Annotated in this window: 20 protein-coding genes, 1 pseudogene and 1 other annotated feature; of the genes and pseudogenes, 10 read left to right on the forward strand and 11 right to left on the reverse strand. The window is 65.7% G+C overall.

All coding sequences use genetic code 11. The features are described 5' to 3' along the window. Positions 1 to 8: 8 nt before the first annotated feature. Entirely contained in the window at positions 9 to 566 is a 558-nt protein-coding gene (locus FLL57_RS05810) for a hypothetical protein (RefSeq protein WP_142882374.1), read from the forward strand. A gap of 24 nt (positions 567 to 590) precedes the next feature. Here the strand turns inward: FLL57_RS05810 and FLL57_RS05815 are convergent, their stop codons facing one another. Together FLL57_RS05815 and FLL57_RS05820 are read right to left on the reverse strand one after the other, a co-directional pair. Continuing rightward, on the reverse strand, positions 591 to 2,579 hold the full coding sequence (locus tag FLL57_RS05815) for an adenylate/guanylate cyclase domain-containing protein (protein WP_142882375.1): 1,989 nt from the start codon (positions 2,577 to 2,579) through the stop codon (positions 591 to 593). A gap of 272 nt (positions 2,580 to 2,851) precedes the next feature. Continuing rightward, positions 2,852 to 3,484: a TetR/AcrR family transcriptional regulator gene (locus FLL57_RS05820; RefSeq protein ID WP_142882376.1), complete on the reverse strand. Its 633-nt coding sequence runs from the start codon at positions 3,482 to 3,484 to the stop codon at positions 2,852 to 2,854. 162 nt (positions 3,485 to 3,646) lie between these two features. On the opposite strand from FLL57_RS05820, the gene FLL57_RS05825 reads away from it, so the two are divergent. The 5 genes and pseudogenes from FLL57_RS05825 (at position 3,647) to FLL57_RS05845 (ending at position 11,571) form a co-directional block, all read left to right on the forward strand. After that, on the forward strand, positions 3,647 to 4,762 hold the full coding sequence (locus tag FLL57_RS05825; RefSeq protein WP_142882377.1) for an efflux RND transporter periplasmic adaptor subunit: 1,116 nt from the start codon (positions 3,647 to 3,649) through the stop codon (positions 4,760 to 4,762). Continuing rightward, positions 4,762 to 7,917 carry an efflux RND transporter permease subunit gene (locus tag FLL57_RS05830; protein WP_142882378.1) on the forward strand — a complete coding sequence of 1,052 codons (3,156 nt, stop codon included), beginning with the start codon at positions 4,762 to 4,764 and terminating at the stop codon, positions 7,915 to 7,917. The genes FLL57_RS05825 and FLL57_RS05830 overlap by 1 nt, the downstream gene beginning before the upstream one ends. Before the next feature lie 111 nt (positions 7,918 to 8,028). Further along, the gene (dusA, locus tag FLL57_RS05835; RefSeq protein WP_142882379.1) at positions 8,029 to 9,018 is read left to right on the forward strand and encodes a tRNA dihydrouridine(20/20a) synthase DusA; all 990 of its coding nucleotides are present in this window, start codon (positions 8,029 to 8,031) and stop codon (positions 9,016 to 9,018) included. 63 nt (positions 9,019 to 9,081) lie between these two features. Then, positions 9,082 to 9,135 (forward strand) — a sequence feature (sul1 is cis-regulatory element that is thought to sense ions involved in sulfur or methionine metabolism; They are found in Alphaproteobacteria). 86 nt (positions 9,136 to 9,221) lie between these two features. Further along, a pseudogene (locus FLL57_RS05840) lies at positions 9,222 to 10,706 on the forward strand (SulP family inorganic anion transporter). A 10-nt stretch (positions 10,707 to 10,716) separates the two neighbouring features. Then, positions 10,717 to 11,571 (forward strand): universal stress protein, encoded by an 855-nt coding sequence (locus FLL57_RS05845; protein ID WP_142882380.1) that lies wholly within the window; start codon positions 10,717 to 10,719, stop codon positions 11,569 to 11,571. A 19-nt stretch (positions 11,572 to 11,590) separates the two neighbouring features. On the opposite strand, the gene FLL57_RS05850 is transcribed toward FLL57_RS05845, so the two are convergent. The 4 genes from FLL57_RS05850 to FLL57_RS05865 all read right to left on the reverse strand — a co-directional run bounded on the left by FLL57_RS05850 (position 11,591) and on the right by FLL57_RS05865 (position 15,049). Beyond that, on the reverse strand, positions 11,591 to 12,127 hold the full coding sequence (locus FLL57_RS05850; RefSeq protein ID WP_013503220.1) for a TIGR02281 family clan AA aspartic protease: 537 nt from the start codon (positions 12,125 to 12,127) through the stop codon (positions 11,591 to 11,593). 22 nt (positions 12,128 to 12,149) lie between these two features. Continuing rightward, a complete protein-coding gene (locus FLL57_RS05855) occupies positions 12,150 to 12,374 on the reverse strand; it encodes a DUF1289 domain-containing protein (protein WP_142882381.1) in 225 nt (74 codons plus the stop codon). Positions 12,375 to 12,418: 44 nt separating this feature from the next. Continuing rightward, a complete protein-coding gene (locus FLL57_RS05860) occupies positions 12,419 to 14,011 on the reverse strand; it encodes a sensor histidine kinase (RefSeq protein WP_013503218.1) in 1,593 nt (530 codons plus the stop codon). 168 nt (positions 14,012 to 14,179) lie between these two features. Next, positions 14,180 to 15,049 carry an NAD(P)-dependent oxidoreductase gene (locus tag FLL57_RS05865; RefSeq protein WP_142882382.1) on the reverse strand — a complete coding sequence of 290 codons (870 nt, stop codon included), beginning with the start codon at positions 15,047 to 15,049 and terminating at the stop codon, positions 14,180 to 14,182. A 292-nt stretch (positions 15,050 to 15,341) separates the two neighbouring features. On the opposite strand from FLL57_RS05865, the gene FLL57_RS05870 reads away from it, so the two are divergent. Both FLL57_RS05870 and FLL57_RS05875 read left to right on the forward strand, forming a co-directional pair. After that, a complete protein-coding gene (locus FLL57_RS05870; protein ID WP_013503216.1) occupies positions 15,342 to 16,457 on the forward strand; it encodes an Mrp/NBP35 family ATP-binding protein in 1,116 nt (371 codons plus the stop codon). 250 nt (positions 16,458 to 16,707) lie between these two features. Further along, positions 16,708 to 17,799, forward strand: coding sequence for a TRAP transporter substrate-binding protein (locus tag FLL57_RS05875; protein WP_013503215.1), 1,092 nt, complete (start codon positions 16,708 to 16,710; stop codon positions 17,797 to 17,799). A 199-nt stretch (positions 17,800 to 17,998) separates the two neighbouring features. Here FLL57_RS05875 and FLL57_RS05880 read toward each other — a convergent pair whose 3' ends face one another. The 5 genes from FLL57_RS05880 to FLL57_RS05900 all read right to left on the reverse strand — a co-directional run bounded on the left by FLL57_RS05880 (position 17,999) and on the right by FLL57_RS05900 (position 23,100). Beyond that, a complete protein-coding gene (locus FLL57_RS05880; protein WP_142882383.1) occupies positions 17,999 to 19,840 on the reverse strand; it encodes a TRAP transporter large permease in 1,842 nt (613 codons plus the stop codon). Positions 19,841 to 19,877: 37 nt separating this feature from the next. After that, positions 19,878 to 20,474 (reverse strand): TRAP transporter small permease subunit, encoded by a 597-nt coding sequence (locus FLL57_RS05885; protein ID WP_142882384.1) that lies wholly within the window; start codon positions 20,472 to 20,474, stop codon positions 19,878 to 19,880. A 186-nt stretch (positions 20,475 to 20,660) separates the two neighbouring features. Continuing rightward, positions 20,661 to 21,695, reverse strand: a complete 1,035-nt coding sequence (gene moaA, locus FLL57_RS05890) for a GTP 3',8-cyclase MoaA (protein WP_142882385.1) — start codon at positions 21,693 to 21,695, stop codon at positions 20,661 to 20,663. Positions 21,696 to 21,813: 118 nt separating this feature from the next. After that, a complete protein-coding gene (locus FLL57_RS05895; protein WP_041807410.1) occupies positions 21,814 to 22,260 on the reverse strand; it encodes a hypothetical protein in 447 nt (148 codons plus the stop codon). Positions 22,261 to 22,422: 162 nt separating this feature from the next. Further along, a complete protein-coding gene (locus FLL57_RS05900; protein ID WP_013503210.1) occupies positions 22,423 to 23,100 on the reverse strand; it encodes an HAD-IA family hydrolase in 678 nt (225 codons plus the stop codon). A 147-nt stretch (positions 23,101 to 23,247) separates the two neighbouring features. Here FLL57_RS05900 and rpiA point away from each other — a divergent pair, with 147 nt between their 5' ends. Both rpiA and FLL57_RS05910 read left to right on the forward strand, forming a co-directional pair. Then, a complete protein-coding gene (gene rpiA, locus FLL57_RS05905) occupies positions 23,248 to 23,946 on the forward strand; it encodes a ribose-5-phosphate isomerase RpiA (RefSeq protein WP_013503209.1) in 699 nt (232 codons plus the stop codon). 26 nt (positions 23,947 to 23,972) lie between these two features. After that, positions 23,973 to 24,482, forward strand: a complete 510-nt coding sequence (locus FLL57_RS05910) for a DUF2059 domain-containing protein (protein WP_013503208.1) — start codon at positions 23,973 to 23,975, stop codon at positions 24,480 to 24,482. Positions 24,483 to 24,491: the final 9 nt, after the last annotated feature.

Raw genomic sequence — 24,491 nt, forward strand, 5'->3', positions numbered from 1 at the left:
AGGTGAAGATGTCCGCAATCCGGTTCACCACCGCGCTGATGACGGCCGTGCTGGCGATCTGGCCGGCTTCGGCCGCGGTGGCCGATCGCGGCAGCGACACAGAGATTCAAACGCCGGCAGTCAGCTCGAGCGACGAGCGGACCGGTCCATCGATGATCGCGCTCGGCAGCGGTGCGGACTTGATCCGGCTGGCGGAGAAGAAGCTGCGCGGCGCGCGGGTTTATGACCTCGATCTGAGCGACGAGGGCGCCGTTCCGTGGTTCGAGGTCAAGGCGTATCGGGCAGGGCAAGTGTGGAGCATCATGATCGATGCCGCCACGCGCCGGATCGTCCGACCGGCCAGGGCCAGGCCGGCCTCCGAGCTCGATCCCGACACGCAGCGAGACCTCGCCGATTTTGGCCGGATCAGGATGAAGCTGTCGGAAGCGGTGATGATCGCCGAAAAACTCGGCGGCGGCCGGGCGATCAGCGCCGGGCTGCATCGCGACGAAGACAGGCTGGTGTTCGTAGTCGTGGTCGTCGCCGATGGCACGTTGAAGGAGATCACGGTCCAGCCCGACAAGTAGCGGCGCGCGGGTTGCCCCGTCGGCTCAGCTCTTGCCGAGATCCTCGGCCACGCGCACGAGCGTCTGTTTCACCTCGTTGCGGTCCGCCGTGCCGGTGTCGATGAATAGTCGCATTCCGGGCAGTTCCTTGCGGATCACCACCGAGGCCGCAGCCGCCTTCAGTCCGCGCACCGCATAGGCGCGCACCGGCTCGCCGAAGCCCTTCACGGTCAGCGCCGGCCGCTCCTCGGCGTCGATCACGTCGTTCACCAACGACCAGGTGACGTGCGAAATCAGGATCGAGCCGGGCTCGCAGTTCTGCTCCAGGCGCGAGGTGAGATTCACTGCGCCGCCGACGATGGTGTAGTCCATCCGGTCCGGGCTGCCGAAATTGCCGACGGTGCAGAACCCGGTGTTGATGCCGATGCGGACCCGGAACGGACGCTCGGCGCCAGCGTCGATCCACTCCATTTCGAGCTGCTTCAGCTTGTCCTGCATCTCGATCGCCATCATCACGCAGGCGACCGCGTCCTCCTTGACGCCGCGGCTCTCCGGATCGCCGAAGAACGCCAGCACCGCGTCGCCGACATATTTGTCGATGGTGGCGCCGTGCTTGAGCGCGATCTGCGCCATCTCGGCGAGATAGCGGTTGAGCATCGCGGTCAGGTCCTCCGACTCCAGCTTGTCGGTGGTCGCGGTGAAGTTGGCGATATCGGACAGGAAGATCGTCAGCTTCTTGCGTTTGGAAGCGATCTCGGCGTCCTGGTGGCCGCTGAAGATCGAGGAATAGACCTGCGGCGACAGATATTTCGACAGCGCCGCCGAAAGTCCTTCCAGGCTGCGGTTGCGGGTCTCCAGTTCCTCGGTGCGCTGCTTCACCATCGAGTCGAGATATTCCTCGCGCGCGGCCACTTGTCCGGCCATGCCGGTGAACACCCGCGCGAGCTGGCCGAGCTCGTCGCGACGCTGGGACACCGGCTGCAGCAGAGCCGGATCGAATTTTTGCGACTCCAGCGCGGCGGCGGCGCGGGTGATCTGGCGCAGCGGCGCAGACTGATAGCGGGCGACGCCGATCGACAGCAGGATGCCGAGTGCCGCGATGGCCGATGCGGTCGCGGCGGCGATCTCGGCCTGACTCTGCACCGTGGCCCAGACGCGGTTCATCGGCAGCCGCACCAGCGCGGCGCCGACGATTTCCTTGTGATCGTTGCGCACCGGGGCGATCACGCTGAGATTTTCGCGGCTCTCGACGTGCCGGGTCTGGCCGTCGGCGATGACCAGGCTCACCGGGCCGAGTTCTTTCTCGTTGGGACCGTCGCGGCGATCGGCGCCGTAGACGCCGGGACCGACCAGCGCATCGAGCTTGCGGTCGAACACCCACACCGCGTCGATGTCGCCGTCCGCCAGCAGGTTTTCCACCGTACGCGGCAGCCCGATCTTCATGGTCAATTGCTGCAGGAACTTGGCGCTGCGGCCGACCTGGATGATGCGCGGCTTGTCGATGCCGCCGACGCCGACATATTTGAAATGCTGGTTGTCGATGTCGCGCTTGCGCGCTTCCTGGTCGACCACCTTCTTGTTGCCGGTGAGCAGATCGTGGAAGGCGTAGGCCTGCGGCTGCACCTGCGGCGAGTTGCTGAAGGTGAAATCGACGTCCGGCAGGCTGTGCAGATAAGCGTGTCCCTTCTCGTCGGTGATCCAGATCTCGTCGAGCGTCGTCTGATCGGCAATCGACTTCAGCCGGCGATTGATCTCGGCCGGCGTCATCCCGGCCCGTTCGGCCGCTTCGACGAAATGCCCCAGCAGGGTGCCTTCCGCAGTCATCTCCTCGGCGATGATGCCTTCGACCTCGGTCGGGATCGATGCGGCGAGGCTGGCGCTGCGCGCCAGCAGCCGAGCGACCTTCTCGCCCGACGCTTCAGCCTCGGTGATGATCGCGCGCCGCGTGGTCAAGGTCAGCAGCGCGGCGGTCACGAGCGTGGCGCCGACCGTCAGCACCGTGACCAGCAGGACCAAACGTGTGGTGAATTTCATCGAAGAACCTGTGCTTGCCGCCGCCCGCTGAGGCGCTGCCGGCAGAGAGCCGCGCGAGGCGGCGCGAACACCGCGCAGTCGAGCCTCGCGCTGCGACCGGCGGACTATCCACGCGGACGGACGACACTGTCAAATCGCGAGGGCGCTGCACGAACGTGCTGCTCGCAATATGGATATCGTAACAAATCCTGCCGCGTGCCGGCATTGTGGCCCGTCAATCCACCCGTCGCATTTGAATCGAAGGCGAGGGGACGACGGGGGTGGACGAGGCTTTACGACGCTTGGTCGCTCGTCGGCGGCGCAGCGTAAGCAGCCAGGAAAACCTTCACGGCCCGGCCGACGCATTGATCGATCTCGCCGGCGGAGATAGCGTCGTCGAATTGCAGGCTGCGACGATACACGATCTCGGATTCGAGCAGCGCCAACAGGTGACGCGACGCCGTACCCGGATGGTCGGTGCGCAGGCGGCCGGCTTTTGTCGCCGCGTCGATATAGCGCGTGAACGCCTCGATCGCTTTGCCAGGGCCCGCGTCGTAGAAAATCCGCCCGAGATTGCCGATCCGGCCGTGCGCCACCGCGAGGCGGTGGGCGGTGGTGGCGTCCTCGGCCAGCACGCGTGTGAGCAGTCTCTTGCCGACCTCGATGAGCACACGCTCAGGATCGTCGTCGGCGCGCGCCTCTAGATCTTCGTACATGCCGAGGATCTGCTTGCCGACGACGCGGAGCGCGACGTGCACGAACAGTTCTTCCTTGGACGGGAAGTAGCCGTACAGCGTCGCCTTAGAGCCGCCGAGCCTGCTGGCGATCTCCGACATCGAGGCGCCTTCGAGGCCTCGTTCCTTGAACACCTCGGCCGCGGTGTCGAGGATCGCGTCCCGCTTGGCTTCCGTCCGGACCCTGACCATCGCTCTCCGTCACCTCGCCAAATCTGCCCAGCGTGCTCCGGGATCATACTGAACGTACGGTCATATTGACAGTCTTGGCTCCGAACAATAACCGTACGTTTGGTTTTATTATGGCCGGCCGACGCTGTATCAGGTCCGGCTTGGGCGAAAGACGTGGCGGCGATGACAAAGATCGTGGGGTTCCGAAGCGCCATCATCGCAATGGCGTTGATCCTCGGTGGCTGCGACTCCGCCGCTCCGAAGCCCGATCGCGGCAAGGAGGCCGGTCGAGTGCCGCTCCCCGTGATGGTGGTGCCGGTGCGGTTCGAGGAGGGAAGCAGGACGCGGACGTTTGCCGCCACCATCCGCCCCAGCATCGAGAGCGACCTCGGCTTTCGGATCAGCGGCAAGGTGGCGCGGCGGCTGGTGCGGACCGGCGATTTCGTGCGCAGCGGCCAGCCGCTGCTGACGCTCGATACCAATGATCTCCGCCTGCAGCGCGAGCAGGCCGAAGCCGAAGTGAAGGCGGCGCAATCCAACCTGATTCAGGCCGAGGCCGACGAGGGTCGGGCGGTCGAGCTGCAGAGCAAAGGCTGGATGGCGAACGCCGCGCTGCAGAAGGCGCACGCCACCGCCGAGGAGGCGCGCAGCCGGCTCGTCCGCGCGCAGCGTGCGCTCGATCTCGCCGGGCACGCGCTCGACTACGCGACCCTCGAAGCCGATGCGGACGGCGTGATCACCGCGACGCCGATCGAGCCGGGCCAAGTCATCACCGCCGGACAGGCCGCGATCCGTCTGGCGCGGCTGTCGGAGCTGGAGGCGGTGGTCGCGTTGCCGGAGAGTTACGTCGAGCGGGTCGGTCGCGCCTCCGCCGCGCTGTCGCTGTGGTCGCTGCCCGGCAAGAGTTACGAGGTGCGGCTGCGTGAATTGTCGTTCGCGGCCGACCTGGCGACGCGGACTTTCGCGGCGCGCTTCGTCATCCCCGGCGCGGACGACAAGGTGCGGATCGGGATGAGCGCCACGCTGACGCTGCGCGAGCAGGACGAGCGGCGCTTCGCACGGCTGCCGCTGACGGCGATCTACAATCACGGCCGCGGCGCCGCGGTGTTCGTGGTCGGTGACGGCGGCGAACTGCGCGAACGGCCGGTGACGATCGAGCGCTACGAGGATCGCAACGTGCTGGTGACCTCCGGCGTGAGCGAGGGCGAAACCGTCGTCGCGCTCGGCGTCGAAAAGCTCGATCCGGCGCTGACGGTGCGGCCGATCTCCACGCTTTCACTCAGTTCGGCGGGCAAGTGATGCAGCGGGTCAACCTCTCCGCATGGGCGGTGGCGCATCCGTCCTTGATGCTGTTTCTGATCCTGATGATCAGCCTCGCCGGTCTGCTGTCGTATCAGCGTCTCGGCCGCGCCGAGGATCCGTCCTACACCATCAAGGTCGCGGTGGTGACTGCGACATGGCCCGGCGCGACGGCCGAAGAGATGCAGCTTCAGGTCGCCGACCGGATCGAGAAGAAGCTGCAGGAGCTGCCCTGGTTCGACAAGGTCACGACCTATTCCAAGCCCGGCTTCACCGCGGCGCAGATGGAGTTTCGCGACACCACGCCGCCGGCGCAGATCCCCTGGCTGTTCTATCTGATCCGCAAGAAGATGGCCGATGTGAAGCCGGACCTGCCCGACGGTGTGGCGGGGCCGGAGGTCAACGACGAATATGGCGACGTCGACTCGATCGTCTACACGCTGCGCTCCGACAGCGCCGACTACGCGGTGCTGAAACGAATGGCGGAGCAGGTGCGACAGCGGCTGCTGAAAGTGCCGAACGTCTCCAAGGTGACGATCTACGGCACCCAGGACGAGCGCATCTTCGTCGATTTCGACCACGTCAAGCTCGCCAATCTCGGTATCGCGCCGCGTGCGATCTTCGACAGCCTCGCCAAGCAGAACGATCTTGCGCCGGTCGGCATGGTCCAGACCCAGTCGACCCGGATTCCGCTGCGCGTCTCCGGGGCGTTCGACGGCGTTCGCGCGGTGGAGGAAACCCCGATCGCATCGAGCGGCACGGTGATCAGGCTCGGCGACATCGCCACCGTGTCGCGCGGCTTCATCGATCCGCCGCAGTTTCTGGTCCGGCAGCGCGGCGTTCCGGCGCTGGCGATCGGCATCGTGATGCGCAAGGGCGCCAACATCCTGGAGCTCGGCGCGGATGTCGAAGCGTCGATGGCCGAGGTCGAACGCGCCACGCCGGTCGGCGTCACCTTCGAGCGGATCGCTAATCAGCCCGCGGTCGTCCGCGATGCGGTCGGCGATTTCATGCGGTCGTTCGTCGAGGCCCTGGCGATCGTGCTGTTCGTCAGCTTCGTGTCGCTCGGTTGGCGCGTCGGCATCGTGGTCGCGACCTCGGTGCCGCTGGTGCTCGGCATCGTGTTTACGCTGATGCTGACGATCGGCATCGATCTGCACCGGATTTCGCTGGGCGCGCTGATCATCGCACTCGGACTCTTAGTCGACGACGCCATCATCGCGGTCGAGATGATGGTGGTGAAGATGGAGCAGGGCTTCGACCGGGCGCGGGCGGCGTCGTTCGCCTGGGAGTCGACGGCGTTTCCGATGCTCACCGGCACGCTGGTGACGGCGGCGGGCTTTCTGCCGGTCGGCATGGCGGCGAGCGGCACCGGCGAATATGCCGGCAGCATCTTCTGGGTGGTCGGCATCGCGTTGCTGGCGTCGTGGCTGGTCGCGGTGATCCTGACGCCGTATCTCGGTTTCGTTTTGCTGCCGCACTCGCTGAGCACCGGGACCGCGCACGCGGTCTATGACAACGGCCTGTATCGACGCTTTCGTAGCGTCGTTACCTGGTGCATCCATCACCGCCTGATTGTGATCGGCATCACCATCGCGGCTTTTGCGATCTCGATCATCGGCTTCGGCAAGATCCAGCGGCAGTTCTTCCCGACCTCCGACCGCACCGAGCTGTTCGTCGAATTGCGGCTGCCAGGCGGCAGCGGCATCGAGGCGACGCTCGCCAATGCCAAGCAGGCCGAGGCGCTGGTCGCAGATGATGACGACATCGTCACCTGGAGCACCTATGTGGGCAAAGGCCCGCCGCGCTTTCTGCTCAACGTCAATCCCGAACTGCCGAACGAGTCGTATGGCGAACTCGTCATCGTCACCAAGGACAGCGCCGCGCGCGAGCGGGTCAAGCGCAAGATCGAGCAGGCCGTCGCCGATGGCGCGATCGCCGGCGCGCGGGTGCGGGTGCGGCGGCTGGCCTATGGTCCGCCGATCAAGTTTCCGGTGCAGTTCCGGGTGATCGGCGAAGATCCGAACACGGTGCGATCGATCGCCTACCAGGTCCGCGATATCATGCGCGGCAATCCAAATGTGATCGAGCCGCAGCTCGATTGGAACGAGCAGATGCCATCGGTGCGTCTGGTGGTCGATCAGGATCGTGCGCGGGCGCTCGGGCTCGATCCGCAGACGATCTCACAAACGCTCCAGATGCTGATGACCGGGGCGCAGGTCACCACCGTGCGCGACCGGACCGAGAAGGTCGTGGTGGTGGCGCGGGCGATCGCGGCGCAACGCAACGATCTCGGCGCCATCGACGATCTCACCGTGCTGTCGCGCAACGGCGTGCCGGTGCCGCTGTCGCAGATCGCCGAGATCCGTGAAGGCCACGAGGAGGCGATCCAATGGCGGCGCGACCGTGACATGGCGATCACCGTACGTAGCGACGTGCGCGACGGAGTCCAGGCGCCGTTCGTCTCGTCGGTGGTATGGGCCGCGCTGGCCGATCTGCGCCAGCATTTGCCGGCCGGTTACCGGATCGAACTCGGCGGTGCGATCGAGGATTCGTCGAAAGCCAATGGTGCGTTGTTGGCCGTGGTGCCGGCGATGCTGGTGGTGATGCTGACGGTGCTGATGGTCCAGCTTCAGAGCTTTTCGAGGTTGGCGCTGGTGTTGCTGACGGCGCCGCTCGGCCTGATCGGCGCCTGTGCCGGGCTGCTCCTGTTCGGCAAGCCGTTCGGGTTCGTCGCGCTGCTCGGACTGATCGCGCTCGCCGGCATGATCATCCGCAACGCGGTGATCCTGGTCGATCAGATCGAGCAGGACATTGCCGCCGGGCATCCGCGCGACGAGGCGATCATCGGCGCCACCGTCCGCCGCGCGCGACCGGTGGTCCTGACCGCGCTCAGCGCTGTGCTGGCGATGATCCCGCTGACGCGTTCGAGCTTCTGGGGCCCGATGGCGGTCGCGATCATGGGCGGACTGCTGGTCGCCACGGTGCTGACGCTGCTGTTCCTGCCGGCGCTGTACGCCGCGTGGTTCTGCCGCGATCCGGCCTCGACATCGACGCTGCGGCAACGCCTCAGCGGCCTTCTGGAAGCTGCCCGCGCCCGAATTGGCTCATTGCTCCCGGCCGTCATGCGCCGGCGCGCGGAGATCGAACGCTGACCGCGGCTCGCCGTGCGGGGAGGGCTGGCGCGACAACGAGCTGGAAATCGCCGGATTCCAAGGCTACCAGCAACCTTGACGCCGCCCGCCAATCCGCCGACATACTGAAATATGCTGCCCAATCAGCCACATCGCTTCTCCGTCGCGCCGATGATGGAATGGACCGACAGTCATTGTCGCGTCTTCCATCGACTGCTGACCAGGCGCGGCCTGCTCTACACCGAGATGGTCACCACCGGCGCGGTGATCCACGGCGACCGGCAGCGGCTGCTCGGCTTCGATGCGAGCGAGCATCCGGTGGCGCTGCAGCTCGGCGGCTCCAATCCGAACGACCTCGCCACCGCGGCGAAGATCGGCGAGGATTTCGGCTACGACGAGATCAACATCAATGTCGGCTGCCCGTCCGATCGGGTGAAGGAGGGGCGGTTCGGCGCCTGCCTGATGGCCGAGCCCGAGCTGGTCGCCGAGGGCGTCGCCGCGATGAAGCGCGTCGTCGCTGTGCCGGTGACGGTGAAGTGCCGGATCGGGATCGACGACCAGGATCCCGAGGTCGCGCTCGATGCGCTGGCGCGCGCGGTGGTCGCCGCCGGCGCCGATGCGCTGATCGTGCACGCCCGCAAGGCGTGGTTGAACGGGCTGTCGCCGAAGGAAAACCGCGATATCCCGCCGCTCGATTACGATCGGGTGTACCGGCTGAAGCAGGCGATGCCGCAGGTGCCGATCATCATCAATGGCGGCATCGGCAGCATCGCCGAGGCCAAGCGACATCTCAACCATGTCGACGGCGTGATGCTCGGCCGCGCCGCCTATCAGGAGCCGTGGCGGTTGCTGGAGGTCGACCCGGAGCTGTTTGGCGAACCGGCGCCGTATCCTTCGATGAAGGAGGCGCTCGAAGCGCTGATCCCGTATATCGAGCGCCAACTCGCGCAAGGCCTGCGGCTGCACGCGATCACCCGCCACGTCATCGGCGCGTACCAGGGCGTGCCCGGTGCCCGCGCGTTCCGCCGCTATCTGTCGGAATTCGGGGTCAAGCCCGATGCCGACGCCAGCGTGTTGCGCAAGGCCATGGTTGCCGTCGAGCAGCGCGCGGCGGCCGCATAGGCGGCCGAGCCGCAAGTTAGCACTTGCAGCAAAGGTCGCGTCGCCGATAAAGTAGTTCGATAAATCGGACCCGGCATGGCCGGGTGGCTCGGCCGGGCGCCTATCCCTCGGATCATTCAAAGCAACAGACCGCCGCGTCGCCACGAGCGGTTCGCGGTCCATCCAACGGATGCCGGTTGCTTGCCCACGGATCAAAATCTTAAATGCTCTCAATTGCTTCGCTTCGCCGCGAATGGTTGTCGAATCCGCGCGGCGATATTCTCGCCGGCATCGTCGTCGCACTCGCGCTGATCCCCGAGGCGATCGGGTTTTCGATCATCGCCGGGGTCGATCCCAAGGTCGGACTGTACGCCTCGTTCTCGATCGCGGTGATCATCGCCTTCGTGGGCGGGCGTCCCGGCATGATTTCGGCGGCCACCGCGGCGGTTGCCGTTCTGGTGGTGCCGCTGGTCCGCGATCACGGCGTCGAGTATCTGTTCGCGGCGACGATCCTGATGGGCGTGTTCCAGATCATCGCCGGGTTTCTGCGGCTCGATCTGTTGATGCAATACGTCTCGCGTTCGGTGGTGACGGGGTTCGTCAACGCGCTGGCAATTTTGATCTTCGTCGCGCAATGGCCGCAGCTCATCAACGTGACATGGGTGACCTACGCGATGGTCGCCGGCGGTCTGGCGATCATCTATCTGTTTCCGCTGCTGACCAAGGCGGTGCCGTCGCCTTTGGTGGCGATCGTGATCCTCACGGTGATCTCGATCTATGGCGGGCTGCAGGTCAACACCGTCGGCGACATGGGGCAGTTACCGTCCGCGCTGCCGCATTTCCTGATTCCCGATGTGCCGCTGACCTGGCAGACGCTGCAGATCATCGCGCCGTATTCGCTGACGATGGCCGCGGTCGGCCTGCTGGAATCGATGATGACCGCCCAGATCGTCGACGATCTGACCGACACGTCGAGCAACAAGCGGCGCGAGTGCAAGGGGCAGGGCATCGCCAATTTCGCCACCGGATTCATCGGCGGAATGGGTGGATGCGCGATGATCGGTCAGTCCGTCATCAACGTGAAATCAGGCGGCAGCACGCGCCTGTCGACGCTGGTTGCCGGCAGCTTCCTGCTGTTCCTGATTGTCGTGCTGGGGCCTTTGGTCAGCCGGATTCCGATGCCGTCGCTGGTTGCAGTGATGATCATGGTGTCGATCGGCACCTTCAGTTAGAATTCGATCCGCGACCTCAAGATCCACCCCTGGCAATCGTCGCTGGTGATGGTGGTGACGGTGGTGGTCGTGGTCTGGACCCACGATCTGGCGCAGGGCGTGCTGGCCGGCGTGATCCTCAGCGGCCTGTTCTTCGCCAGTAAGGTGAGGGGACTGTTCACGGTGAACTCCGAACTCAGCGAGGACGGCAGTTGCCGGACCTATCGGGTCGAGGGCCAAGTGTTCTTCGCCTCGACCGAACGCTTCGCGGAATCCTTCGACTTCAAGGAGGTGCTGGATCGCGTCGTCATCGACGTCTCGGCGGCTCACTTCTGGGATATCTCCGCCGTCGGAATTCTCGACAAGGTGATCCTGCGGTTCAGGCGCGAGGGCGCGACAGTGGAAATCGTCGGGCTGAACGAAGCGAGCGAAAAGCTGGTCCGCCGTTTCGCGCTCCACGACAAGCCGGGTGCCGAGACGCGCTCCGCCGGACATTGAGGAGATTTCCATGAAACGGATTCTCGCCTGCATCGACGCCTCCGCCTATGCGACCAGCGTCGTCGAACTCACCACCTGGGCCGCCGGTCGGCTCTCCGCCAGCGTCGAATTGTTGCACGTCGTGCAGCGCAAGGATGCAGTGGCGGCGCGCCACGATCTCAGCGGCGCGATCGGTCTCGGCGTCAAGAGCGAGCTTCTCGAGGAGCTGACCCGGATCGACGAGGCGGAAGGCAAGCTCGCCATCGAACGCGGCCGCATCCTGCTCAACGAGACGGCGCGGCGGCTGACCGAGGCCGGGATCGCGGAGGTCCGCAAACTGCATCGGCACGGCGGCATCCTCGAGACCATCATCGAACGCGAGGCCGAGGCCGACCTGGTGGTGATCGGCAAGCGCGGTTCGTCGAGCCAGTTCGCCAAGGAGCATATCGGCTCGGAAATCGAACGCGTCGTCCGCGCCAGCATCAAGCCGGTGCTGATTGTGTCGAGCAAGATCCGCGAGCCGCGCACCGTCGTGGTCGCGTTCGACGGCAGCGCTGCGGCGTCCAAGGCGCTGGGATTCGTCGCCTCGTCTCCCTTGTTCGAGGGCCTGGCGGTGCATCTGGTGGTCGCCGGGCCGGACGATGCGACGCATCGCGGCCGGCTCGAGCAGGCGGCCGCGCGGATGTCCGATCGCGCGCCCGCGCCGGTCAAATTTCTCGGCCAGGGTGCGGCCGACAAGGTGATCGCCGACTACATGGCCGGGCGGCCGGACGGGCTTCTGGTGATGGGCGCCTATGGTCACTCGCCGCTGCGTGCCTTGATCGTCGGCAGCACGACGACGGCGATGGTTCGCACCGTCCACGTCCCGGTGCTGCTCGTGCGCTGACAGTGGAGTGGCTTGCCGACTACGGATACCCGCGCAGCCGGAGCTGATCGGCGCGGACTTCCCAGCTCTCCAGCCGGTCGAGGAAGCTCATGCCGAGCAGATTGGTCTTCATCTGGCCGCGCGGCACCACCAGCGCCGGGACCGAGCGTTCGACCAGTCTGCCGATCGCCAGGCTGTCGAGCGACAGCCGTGCCGCCCGGGTCGGGCCGCCTGCGGTCTCCAGTTCGACGTTGAATTTCAATAGTTCCAGCGGCAGGCCGGCGGCCTTGGCGGTCTCGTAGGTCAGCACCACCGAGGTCGCGCCGGTGTCGATCACCATCGGTGCCGTGACGCCGTTGACTTTGGCGGTGACCGAGAATTCGCCGCCGGTGCCGCGCGGAATCTCGACCATCCGGCTGCGCGCGGCGTCCGCTGCCGCGGTGGCGGCTGCGACACGCTTCTTCAGCATCGTCGACACCGCATCGCCGGCCTCGGAAATCCGCTTCGGGTCGCCATAGGCGACCACCGCTCCCGCGGTGCCGATCAGCACGATCAGGACCAGCAGCAGGCGGCTCATGGCGCACCTGAAGCGGGCATGGCTAGGACAGCGCGTCGGTGGCCGGAGCGCGGCGCGGTCTTGGCTTCGGCAGCTCCATTCCGGCGTCGGTCATGCGCCGATGCAGCGCGGCCATGATGGCGCGACGCTCGGCGCTGCTCATCCGCGGCCAGCGGGCGATCTCCGGCATGGTGCGGCCGCAGCCGTAGCAAAGGTTGGTCTGCGGATCGATCAGGCAGACTGCGATGCAGGGCGTTTCGATGCTCATGTCGGATGGTGGCTGACATTGGTCGCCTCCCGCAAGTCCCGATCTCACAATCCGGTGCCGGCGTTCATGATCGGCTGCCGGCGCGCACGGCTCGTCTCGCTGGTCTCGACGGCGTCCGGCTGCAATGGCGGCGCCTCGTTCAGCGGCGCCAGCGCCGACATCACCCGCTCCGGCGGGAAGGTGACGATCACTTCGGTGCCGATCCGCAGCTTGGATTTCAACGTGAAGGTTCCGCCGTGCATGTCGATCAGGCTCTTGGCGATCGGCAGGCCGAGGCCGGCGCCCTGTTCGGCGGATTTGATCGAGTTCGAGCCCTGGCCGAACGAGGCCAGCACGATCGGAATTTCTTCTTCCGGAATTCCCGAGCCGGTGTCCTTGACGCTGAGATACTGCCCGCCGGACGCGGTCCAGCCGGCCTTGAGCCAGATCTCGCCGCCCTGCGGCGTGAACTTGATGGCGTTCGACAGCAGGTTGAGCACCACCTGGCGCACCGCGCGCTCATCGCCCCAGATCCGCGGCATTCCCTGCTCGAACACCTCGTGGATGGTGATGCCGCGGCTGGTGGCGCGCAACTTGAGCAGGTGGTGACAGTCGCTCACCACGTGCACCAGCGAAATCGCCTCCTCGTTCAGTTCGTAGCGGCCGGCTTCGATCCGCGACAGATCGAGGATCTCGTTGATCAGGTTGAGCAGGTGCACGCCGGAATTGTGGATGTCGGCGGAGTAATCCTTGTAGGCCGGCACCGCGTGGGCGCCGAAGATCTCGCTCTTCATCACTTCCGAAAAGCCCAGAATGGCGTTGAGCGGCGTGCGCAGCTCGTGGCTCATCTGCGCCAGAAAACGCGATTTGGCGACGTTGGCGGCCTCGGCGCGGTGCCGGGCCTCGTCGGAGATCGCCTTCGACTGCTCGAGCTCGGCGATTAGCACGTCCTTCTCCGCGCGCGCCTGCAGCGTCGCCAGCGTGGTGGAGTGCAGCCGGTGCGCGAGCAGCGCGAAGTAGCCTTCGGCCGCGACGGTGAGCGCCGCCAGAATGTATTTGTCGAACGAGCCGCTGAGCGCGAAGTTCACCGCGATCGCGGCCGTCACCGGCACCGTGGCGGCCAGCGCGGCGATCGGCAGGCTCGCCGCCAGCATCGACGACACCGCCACCACCAGCAGCATCAGGAACATCAGCAGCGTGCTCGAGACCACGCTGAGGCCGGTCGGATGAATCAGGATCGCGGTCCATGCGAGGCCGTACAGCAGGTCGAGCAGTACGAACCGCCGCCGCCAGATCCGGGTCCGCGGCAATGAAGCGGGTTCCTGGAGGAAACGGCTGCAATTGCGGATCACCACGGCGTGGATACTCAGCATCCCCACCGTCCAGGCGCCCGCCGCCAGCGGGTCCATCCAGATCCCGAACAGCACGCCGGTGACCACCACCAGCAGCATCACGACGTAGGACGCCGACAGCCGGGTCTCGGCATATTGCCGAACGAGCTCGTGGTCGAAGGCCGGGCGCGTGCCGCTGGTCGAGGTCAGGCGGTCGCGCGCCTCACGCACCCGCTGCGCCGCCGCCCGCCGGTTGCGCGCCGGCGCGGCCACCGGAGGCTCAGCCGGAAGCTGAAAGACTTCGGGCTTTTCGGCGGACTCACTCATCAACCAACACAAATCCTGCGCGCAAACGCGCGCGGTTTCCCCAGCCTATATCTGGCGGCAAATCCTTAAGAGCAGCCTTAGAGGGAAGATTATTCCGGTTAACAGGTGGCTAACGATCACGGTGAAGGCTGCGTGAAAACCGCGAGCGCCGCCGAAACAGTCGGGTTCTCAGCGCTGCAGCCGCGCCAGCAGGCTGGAGGTGTCCCAACGGCGGCCGCCCATCGTCTCCACCTCGGCATAGAAGGTGTCGACCAGTGCGGTGACCGGCAGGCTGGCGCCGTTGCGCCGCGCCTCGGCGAGGCAGATCGACAGATCCTTGCGCATCCATTCCACCGCGAACCCGAAATCGTATTTGCCGTCGTTCATGGTCTTGTGGCGGTTCTCCATCTGCCACGACTGCGCGGCGCCTTTGGAGATGGTGTCGATCACCGCGTCGACGTCGAGGCCAGCCTTCTTGGCGAAGTGGATGCCTTCCGACAGACCTTCGACCAGCCCGGCGATGCAGATCTGATTGACCATCTTGGTGAGCTGGCCGCTGCCGGCCGGTCCCAGCAGCTTGCACATCCGCGCATAGGCGGCGATCACCGGCTCGGCCTTTGCGAAGTCGTCCGGCCGTCCGCCGCACATCACCGTCAGCACGCCGTTCTCGGCACCGGCCTGGCCGCCCGACACCGGCGCGTCGATGAAGTGGAAGCCGGCGCCGCTCGCGGCGGCGTCGAGTTCACGCGCGACCTCTGCCGAGGCGGTGGTGTGATCGACGAAGATCGCGCCCTTGCTCATCGCCGCGAAGGCGCCATCCGTGCCCGTCGTCACCGCGCGCAGATCGTCGTCATTGCCGACGCAGGCCATCACGAAGTCCTGGCCGGCGGCCGCCTCGGCGGGGGTCGGGGCGGTGCGGCCGCCGAACTTCTCGGCCCAGGCTTTCGCCTTGGCCGCCGTCCGGTTGTACACCGTCACCTCGTGGCCGCCTTTGCTCACGAGATGTCCGGCCATCGGAAACCCCATGACGCCGAGACCGAGGAAAGCGACTTTGGCCATGTCTGGACCCTTCAGTTGGACGAAGCGCGCGGCGCGCCCGATCGGGTTGTGGCGAGGGCGGCCCGGTGCAGGCGCGCGAGGAGGAGCCGTCAGCATACGGCGCGAGCCTTGCGGAGCAAGCCTCGTTGAGGGGCGTGTCGGAACGTTCCCCTTGCATCGCAGCATGGCCGCACCGAGGCTCCGCCTTCGCCGGTCGCGGTCGCTACGCCCCGCCGGCCAGGAACCATTTCCCCGCTTGAACCGATCGACCGCATGTGATCGGTGGGCTCGCAAAGCGGGCAGGAGACTTGCAGTGAGCGTGACCCAGCAACAGATTCTCGACAGCCTGGCCAAGGTGACGACGCCGCGCGGCGTGCCGCTGACCAAGGCCGGCGTGCTGTCCGAGATCGCCGTGACCGACGGCAAGGTATACTTCTCGATCAATGTCGATGCGGCCGAGGCGCGCGCCTGGGAAAGCGTGCGCAGCGACGCCGAAGCCGCGGTGCGGGCCACGCCCGGGGTCGCCAGCGCGCTGGTCGCGCTGACCGCTGAGCGCAAGCCGGGCAGTGCGCCTGCGCCGCAAAGACCCGGCGTGGCTCCGGTGTCGGCGCATCGTCCCGCCGGCGCGCCGGGCGCCGGCCTTCCCAAACAGGCGGAGATCCCCGGAGTCGGTGCGATCATCGCGGTCGCCTCCGGCAAAGGCGGCGTCGGCAAATCGACCACCGCGCTCAATCTCGCGCTCGGCCTGCGCGACCTCGGTCTCAAGGTCGGGCTGCTCGACGCCGACATCTATGGTCCGTCGGTGCCGCGCCTGACCGGGATTCACGAGAAGCCGCAGCTCGACGACAGCCGGCGGATGATTCCGATCGCGCGGTTCGGTCTCTCGATCATGTCGATCGGCTTCCTGGTCGACGAAGAGGCGCCGATGATCTGGCGCGGCCCGATGGTGATGTCCGCGATCACCCAGATGCTGCGCGACGTCGACTGGGGCAAGCTCGACGTGCTGGTGGTCGACATGCCGCCCGGCACCGGCGACGCGCAGCTCACGCTGGCGCAGACCGTACCGCTGAAGGGCGCGGTGATCGTGTCGACGCCGCAGGATCTGGCGCTGATCGACGCCCGGCGCGGTCTGGCGATGTTCACCAAGGTGAACGTGCCGGTGATCGGCGTGATCGAGAACATGAGCTACTTCCTTTGCCCCGAATGCGGCACCCGGTCGGATATCTTCGGGCATGGCGGTGCACGGCACGAGGCCGAGCGGCTCGGCGTGCCGTTCCTCGGCGAAATCCCGCTCCACATGGAAATCCGCGCCACCTCGGACGCCGGACGGCCGGTGGTCGAAACCGAGCCGAACGGACCTCATGCGACGATCTATCGCGCGATCGCCGCCAAGGTGAGTGACCGGCTGCGGAGTCTCGCGGCGAATTGATGCACTGCGAAGTGATCGGAGGCGAGTCGGACCGGCCGCTTCGCCGGTCCGATCGCCATCGGCCTGCTGCGATCACGCCGGAATTTCGACCTTCGACTTTGGTTGAATCTCAGATATCTACCCGGTCGCAGCGTTTTCTGCGGGTGATCATCCGTGTTAGAGACGCTTCGCCACAAACGGCTCCGCGGTCCGCTTTTCTGGTCGGGCGCGCATGGAATCCCGGGAAACGCCGGCAACAAGGAGATGCCTTATGAAACGTCGTGACTTTCTGAAAGTGTCAGCTACCGGCGCTGCGGCGGCAGCCGCGGTGGCTTCCCCGGCGATTGCGCAGTCGTCTCCCGAGGTGAAGTGGCGGCTGACCTCCAGCTTCCCGAAGTCGCTCGACACCATCTATGGCGGCGCCGAGTATCTCGCCAAGCAAGTCGCCGAGATGACCGACAACAAGTTCCAGATCCAGGTGTTCGCGGCGGGCGAAGTCGTCCCCGGCCTGCAGGCGCTGGACGCGACGTCCAACGGCACCGTCGAGATGTGCCACACCGTGTCGTACTACTACGTCGGCAAGGATCCGACCTTCGCGGTGTTCGCGTCGGTGCCGTTCGGCCTCAACGCGCGTCAGCAGAACTCCTGGCTGTATCAGGGCGGCGGCAACGAGCTCGCCAACGAATTCTACAAGAAGTACAGCGTGGTCGGCTTCCCCTGCGGCAACACCGGCACCCAGATGGGCGGCTGGTTCCGCAAGGAGATCAAGACCGTCGCCGACATGAGCGGCCTCAAGATGCGCATCGGCGGCATCGCCGGTCAGGTGCTGCAGAAGGTCGGCGTGGTGCCGCAGCAGATCGCCGGCGGTGACATCTACCCGGCGCTGGAAAAGGGCACCATCGACGCCGCCGAGTGGGTCGGTCCCTACGACGACGAGAAGCTCGGCTTCCAGAAGGTCGCGAAGTACTACTACTATCCGGGTTTCTGGGAAGGCGGCCCGACCGTGCATGCCTTCACCAACCTCGAAAAGTTCAACTCGCTGCCGAAGAACTACCAGACGATCCTCGCCAACGCGGCGGTCAACACCAACACCTGGATGAACGCGCGCTACGACATGCTCAACCCGACGGCGCTGAAGCGCCTGGTGGCGAGCGGCACGCAGCTCCGTCCGTTCTCGAACGAAATCCTCGACGCCTGCCTCAAGGCGACCAATGAGCTGTGGGGAGAACTCTCGGCGAAGAATCCGGACTTCAAGAAGGCGATCGACGCGATGCAGGCCTATCGGTCCGACCAATATCTGTGGTGGCAGGTCGCTGAATACACCTACGACAGCTTCATGATCCGCTCGCGCACCCGCGGCTGATCCAGCAAGCATCGCAGAACAAATCAGCCCGGCCTCCGCGAGGAGGCCGGGCTTTTTTATTGCCAATCGTAGTCGGGGATAGGGGCGCAGTAACTTCACCGTCATTGCGAGCGCAGCGAAGCAATCCAGGGCGGCTCAGTGCAGGTGACCTGGATTGCTTCGTCGCTGCGCTCTCCGCAATGACGGGGAGAGGGCCTGCTCAGAATTTCGGCGGTCCGAGATCGATCTGCGGCATCTCGATCTGCGGGATCTCGATCTGTACCTTGGACGGGTCGATCGTCGAGGCTGCGCCCTTGTAGTGCATCACCATCGCCGGGAAGGCGATCACCAGTGCGACCATGATGAGCTGGATGACCACGAACGGCACCGATCCCCAATAGATCTGGCCGGTGGTGACGGGCGCCATCTGCTTGCCGCTGACGCGGTCGATATACGGCACCTTCGGAGCCACGGAGCGCAGATAGAACAGGGCGAACCCGAAAGGCGGGTGCATGAACGAGGTCTGCATGTTGACCGCCATCATCACGCCGAACCAGATCAGGTCGATGCCGAGCTTGTCCGCCGCCGGTCCGAGCAGCGGGATCACGATGAAGGCCAGCTCGAAGAAGTCGAGGAAGAACGCCAGCACGAACACGAAGGCGTTGACGAAGATCAGGAAGCCGAGCTGGCCGCCGGGCAGCGACACCAGCAGCTCTTCGACCCAGCGATGGCCGTCGACGCCGTAGAAGGTCAGCGAGAACACGCGGGCGCCGACCAGGATCATCACCACGAAGGCGGTCAGCTTGGCGGTGGACTCGGTGGCCTGCCGGGTGAGGTCGAAGGTCAACCGGCGCTTCATCAGCGCCAGCACCATGGCGCCTGCGGCGCCCATCGCACCACCTTCGGTCGGCGTCGCGACGCCGATGAAGATCGTCCCGAGCACCAGGAAGATCAGACCGAGCGGCGGTACCATCACGAACACGACCTGCTCGGCGAGCTTGGACAGCAGCTTGAGCCGGAGCACCCGGTTGAGCGCGGCGATAACAAAGGACACCGCCACGGTGATCGACATCGTCAGCACGATGTAGTCGGCCCCCGCCTTCACGTCGGTGAAGCGCATCGCGATGATGCCGGCAGCCGTCGAGGCGACGACCACCAGATACAGCGACATCGTCATGGTCCGAATGATGCCGATGAACGGCCGGAACAGCACGGCCGTCAGGACCACGAACCAGAATGCCTGCATCACCAGCCTGGACAGGCCGACCTTGTCGAACGCCGGCATGCTCCAGGCGAAGATGTCGCTGTGCACGGCCAGCAGATACGCCGCGCCGCCGGCCGAGAGCGCGGCCAGCGGCATCATCACCGGGTGCCGGATGGTTTCGGGCTCGCGCAGGGTCTGCGCCTCGAGCGGCAGGCCGGGGGCCGCCTTGGGGGCGAACACCGTCACCAGGAAGATGTAGCTCGCATAGAGCAGCGACAGCACGATCCCCGGGATGAAGGCGCCTTCGTACATGTCGCCGACCGAGCGGCCGAGCTGGTCGGCCATCACGATCAGCACCAGCGACGGCGGGATGATCTGCGCCAGCGTGCCGGACGCGGCGATGACGCCGGTCGCGACGCGGCGGTCGTAGCCGTATCGCAGCATGATCGGCAGCGAGATCAGCCCCATCGAGATCACCGAGGCGGCGACAACGCCGGTGGTGGCGGCGAGCAGGGCGCCGACGAACACCACCGCGTAAGCGAGGCCGCCGCGGACCGAGCCGAACAACTGGCCGATGGTCTCGAGGAGATCCTCCGCCATGCCGGATCTCTCCAGCACCAGCCCCATGAAGGTGAAGAATGGAATCGCGAGCAGCGTCTCGTTGTTCATCACCCCGTAGACGCGGTCGGGTAGCGCCTGCAGGAAGTCCGGGCGAAACAGGCCTAGTTCGATGCCGATGAAGGCGAACAGCAGGCCGTTGGCGGCGAGCGAAAACGCCACGGGATAGCCCAGCAGCAAGAACACCACCAATGACGCGAACATGATCGGCGCCATGTAGTGGATCAACAATGCGGTCATGCGGACCGGCCCCCCAATGCGATGACCACGAAGCGGCTTACTTTTTGTCGCCGCCGACGTTGAGTAACAGCCGCTCGGCTTCGAGTTCCGCCGAACTCTGCGCCCCCTGTGGCGACGCGTTGCTGTCGGGAATAGCTCCGACCATCATCGCGAAGCGCTTGATGATCTCCGAGACGGCCTGAATGATCAGCAGCACGCACATGATCATGATCAGCGACTTGGCCGGCCATTGCGGCAGGCCGCCGGCGCTGAACGACTGCTCGTTCTGCTGGTAGGAAACCAGGAAGAAGGGGATCGACCACCACAGCAGGATCACCGCGAACGGCAACAGGAAGAAGACGTGACCGATCATGTCGATCGCGCCGCGCAGCTTGAGCGGGAGCTTGTGGTTGATGATGTCGATGCGTATGTGCTCGTTGCTGAGCAGCGTCCAGGGGGAGCACAGCATGAACACCACGCTGAACAGCACCCACTGCAATTCCAGGAACGAGTTCGACGACATGTCGAACAGCTTGCGGACAACCGCGTTGACCGCCGAGATCAACACCGCGGCGACGACCAGCCAGGACAGCCAGCGGCCCACGACAGTATTGAAGGCGTCGATGATCCTGCTCAGTCCAAGCAATGCTCGCAACGCTCGGTCTCCTCCCGTTTCGCCCGGCCCGCGCGGTCACGACACGAAGCGGCCTTGGTAGCCGAGGGCTCGCGAAGCGAGCGCACCAAATCAGCGCATCACCGTTCCGTCAATTGGAAAATGGCAATCAGGAGCGTGATGTTCAGTAGCGATAGTGATTAGGTCGCGCCGGAGGGCGATGACCACTCACCCCCCGGTGACGCTCATATGCCTGCTGACGCTCGGGCGGCTGTGGCGGCGGTCGATGATGAAGTCGTGGCCCTTCGGCTTCGTTCCGATCGCCCGATCGATCGCGGCGCTGAGCAGCGCGTCGTCGGCCGAGGCGCGCAGCGGGCGGCGCAGGTCGGAGGCGTCCTCATGGCCGAGGCAGGTGTGAATCGTGCCGGTGCAGGTGATCCGAACCCGGTTGCAGGATTCGCAGAAATTGTGGGTCAGCGGCGTGATGAAGCCGAGCCGGCCCCGGGTCTCCTCGACCCGGACGTAGCGGGCGGGGCCGCCGGTCGAGTCGGGCAGGTCGGTCAGCGTATAGTTGCTTGCGAGCCGGGCGCGGACCAGCGACAGCGGCACGTACTGATCGATCCGGCCTTCGCCGATCTCGCCGAGCGGCATCACCTCGATCAGCGTCAGCCCCATGCCGAGGCCGTGGGCCCACCGCATCAGCGACGGGATCTCGTCCTCGTTGCAGCCCTTCAGCACGACGGTGTTGATCTTCACCGCGAGCCCTGCGGCGCGGGCGGCGTCGATCCCGGCCAGCACCCGGTCGAGCTCGCCCCAGCGGGTGATCCGGCGGAACTCGACCGGATCGAGCGTGTCGAGCGAAACGTTGACGCGGCGGACGCCGCAATCGGCAAGCTCGGCGGCGAAGCGAGCGAGCTGAGAGCCATTGGTGGTGAGGGTGAGTTCGTCGAGCGCGCCGCTGTCGAGGTGTCGCGACAGCGAGCGCACCAGCGACATCATGTTGCGGCGAACCAGAGGTTCCCCGCCGGTGAGCCGCAGTTTGCGCACGCCCTTGGCGATGAAGGCCGAACAGAGCCGGTCGAGTTCTTCCAGAGTCAGCAGATCGGAGCGCGGCAGGAAGGTCATGTCTTCCGCCATGCAGTACACGCAGCGGAAGTCACAACGGTCGGTGATCGAAACCCGCAGGTAGTCGATGGTCCGGCCGAACGGATCGGCCATCGGCCGATACAATGCGTCTGGCGGATTGATCGCGGCGCTGGTCATGCGGGCTGCCCTGTCGCGGTCGCCGCCGGTCGCGGCAAGTGGCTCCGCACTATCTAGGCACGATCAGCGACCCGCACAATCACGCAACGTGGTGCGACGCAATAGATGCAGCGCAATATCAGCGCGCGGCTTCGGCGGGGGCAGGGAACGGCGAGGCTTCCGCCGGTGCCTCGGCCGCCGCGGCCGGCTTGGCCGCGCGCGGCTTGCGGACCTGGCGCGACTTGCGGGCCGGCTTGGCCGCCTGCAATTCCGCGGTCACCGGATTCGGCGTCACCGTGGTGGCGCCTTCTGACATGAAGCCGCCGGGCGCTACGACCACTTGAACCGGAACGATTGCGGTCTGGAACTTGTCCATCGTGAAGGTCACGCTGAAATCCGCCGGCGGCACTTTGATCGAGCACGGCGTCTTGCAGCTCTGCCCGGTGGAGGCGATGGCGTCCGCCCCTGGCGGAATCGAATCGAGCTGTACCGTGACGTCCGGCGGAGTCGATTTGAACGCGTCGGACATCGACGCGCAGCCGCCCAGCGAGAGCCCTGCCAGGGCGATGACTACGATTTGACGCATGTGATCCCATCCGTTCAGTGCGGCCAACGGCCACAGTCCCGGGCGGACCATAGGAGCCTGCCGCAACGCTGGCAACCGCGCGGCCGACAAACTTAAGAGTTAGTTAACGCAGCCTGTTAGCGAACCAAATTCCGCCACAATCTCAAAGGTATCGCCTTCGGGTCAGCGGCGTGGCAGCAACTGTCCGACCGCCTTCGGCAGTTCACGCATGTGGCCCACCAGCAGGTCCGGTTCGAGCTCCGCGATCGGCACTTCGGTGTAGCCGAATTCCACCCCGATCACCGGCACGCCGGCGCGCCGCGCGACGCCGACGTCGGGACCGGCGTCACCGACCATGATGGCCGCCGACAGGTCGCCGCCGGCCTTGGCCACCGTCTCGCGCAAGATCGCCGGGTCCGGCTTGGCGACCCCGAAGGTGTCCGCGCCGCAGATCGCGGCGAAGCGCGGGCTGAGGTCGAGCCGGTCGAGCAGCAGCTTCGACAGCCATTCCAGCTTGTTGGTGCAGACCGCGAAGCGATAGCCGTGCTCCGACAGCTCGTCGAGCGTCGCTTCCAGCCCTTCGAAGGGGCGCGACTCGTCGGCGATGTGGGCTGCGTAGTAGTCGATGAAATCGACAGTCAGCCGGTTGATGTCGTCCTGAGCGATGATCCGGCCGTCGAGCTCGAGGCCGCGTTCGAGCAGGCGGCGCGCGCCTTGCCCGATCATGTTGCGCGCGACGGCCATCGGGACGGCCGGCATGCCTTCGCGGATCAAGATGAAATTCAGGGCATTGATCAGGTCGGGCGCGGTATCGACCAGCGTGCCGTCCAGATCGAACACAACGATGGGAGATGCGGTCATGATCGACCGCTAACCTTCTCTGCGGGAATGTGCAACCATCTGGCGGCGCTCGACCCCAGAATCCGTGCTGTTCGTCTCGGTCAAACGCCGCTAGATATGCCGCGCCGCGCCGGGGACAGCGAGGGCGGAAACGGGGTAGGCCGGGTCATGGACAAGGAAGAGTTGAAGCGGCGGGCTGCGGCGCGGGCGCTGGACGAGGTGCGGGGCGGGATGAAGCTCGGCCTCGGGACCGGTTCGACTGCGAAGCACTTCGTTGAACTACTTGGCGAAAGGGTGCGTGCCGGGCTCGACGTGGTGGGGGTGCCGACCTCGGAAGTGACGCGCGCCGATGCCGAGCGTTGCGGTATCCAATTGACGACGCTGGACGAAATCGACCACCTCGACATCACTGTCGACGGTGCCGACGAGGTCGACCGCAATCTCGATCTGATCAAGGGCGGCGGCGGGGCGTTGCTGCGCGAGAAGATCGTCGCGGCGGCGTCGGATCGCATGATCGTGATCGCCGATGAATCCAAGCTGGTCGACACCCTCGGCCGCTTCCCGCTGCCGATCGAGGTGATTCCCTTCGGGCTGGCCGCGACTCGCCGGGCGGTGCAGGACGCGTGTGCGGCGGCCGGCTGCGCCGGCGAACTAAAGCTCCGCCCGGGCAAAGACGGCCATGCTTTCGTCACCGATGGTGGCCACTGGATCGTCGATGCAAAGCTCGGGCGGATTCCCGATGCTCCCCGTCTGGCCCAATTGCTGTCCGCGATTCCGGGCGTGGTCGAGCACGGGCTGTTTGTCGGAATCGCGCGCACCGTGGTGTTGGCGGGGGCGACCGGAATCCGAACCATCGAACGCGCATGAGCGCCGATAATCTCAGGAGAACCGTAATGAAATATCTGTCGAAGGCATTGCTCGCCGCCGCCCTGGTGGTCGGCGTGGCGATGGTCGGGCATCAGGCCCAGGCCCAGACCAAGCAGCCGACCCCGGCCGCGATCGCGTCCGCCAAGGAGATCCTCGAACTGAAGCGGGCCGGCGGCATCTACGCCCAGGCGGTACCCAACATCATCCAGCGCACCATGGATACGCTGATGCAGAGCAATCTGAACTATCAGCAGGATCTCAAGGACGTCGCGGTGGTGATCGCCAAGAAGATGGCCGGCCGCGAGAAGGAGATCGGCGACGGCATGGCCAAGATCTACGCCGCCGACTTCACCGAGCAGGAATTGAAGGATCTCGTCACCTTCTACAAGTCGCCGCTCGGCCAGAAGCTGCTGACCCAGGAGCCGAAGTCGATCGCCGAAAGCATGCAGTTCATGAACCAGTGGGCGCAGAAGTTCGCCGAGGAAGTGAACGGCGAATTCCGCGCCGAGATGCGCAAGCGCGGCAAGACCATCTGATCGACCAGC

It is taken from the genome of Rhodopseudomonas palustris, from assembly GCF_007005445.1.
GTDB lineage: Bacteria > Pseudomonadota > Alphaproteobacteria > Rhizobiales > Xanthobacteraceae > Rhodopseudomonas > Rhodopseudomonas palustris_G.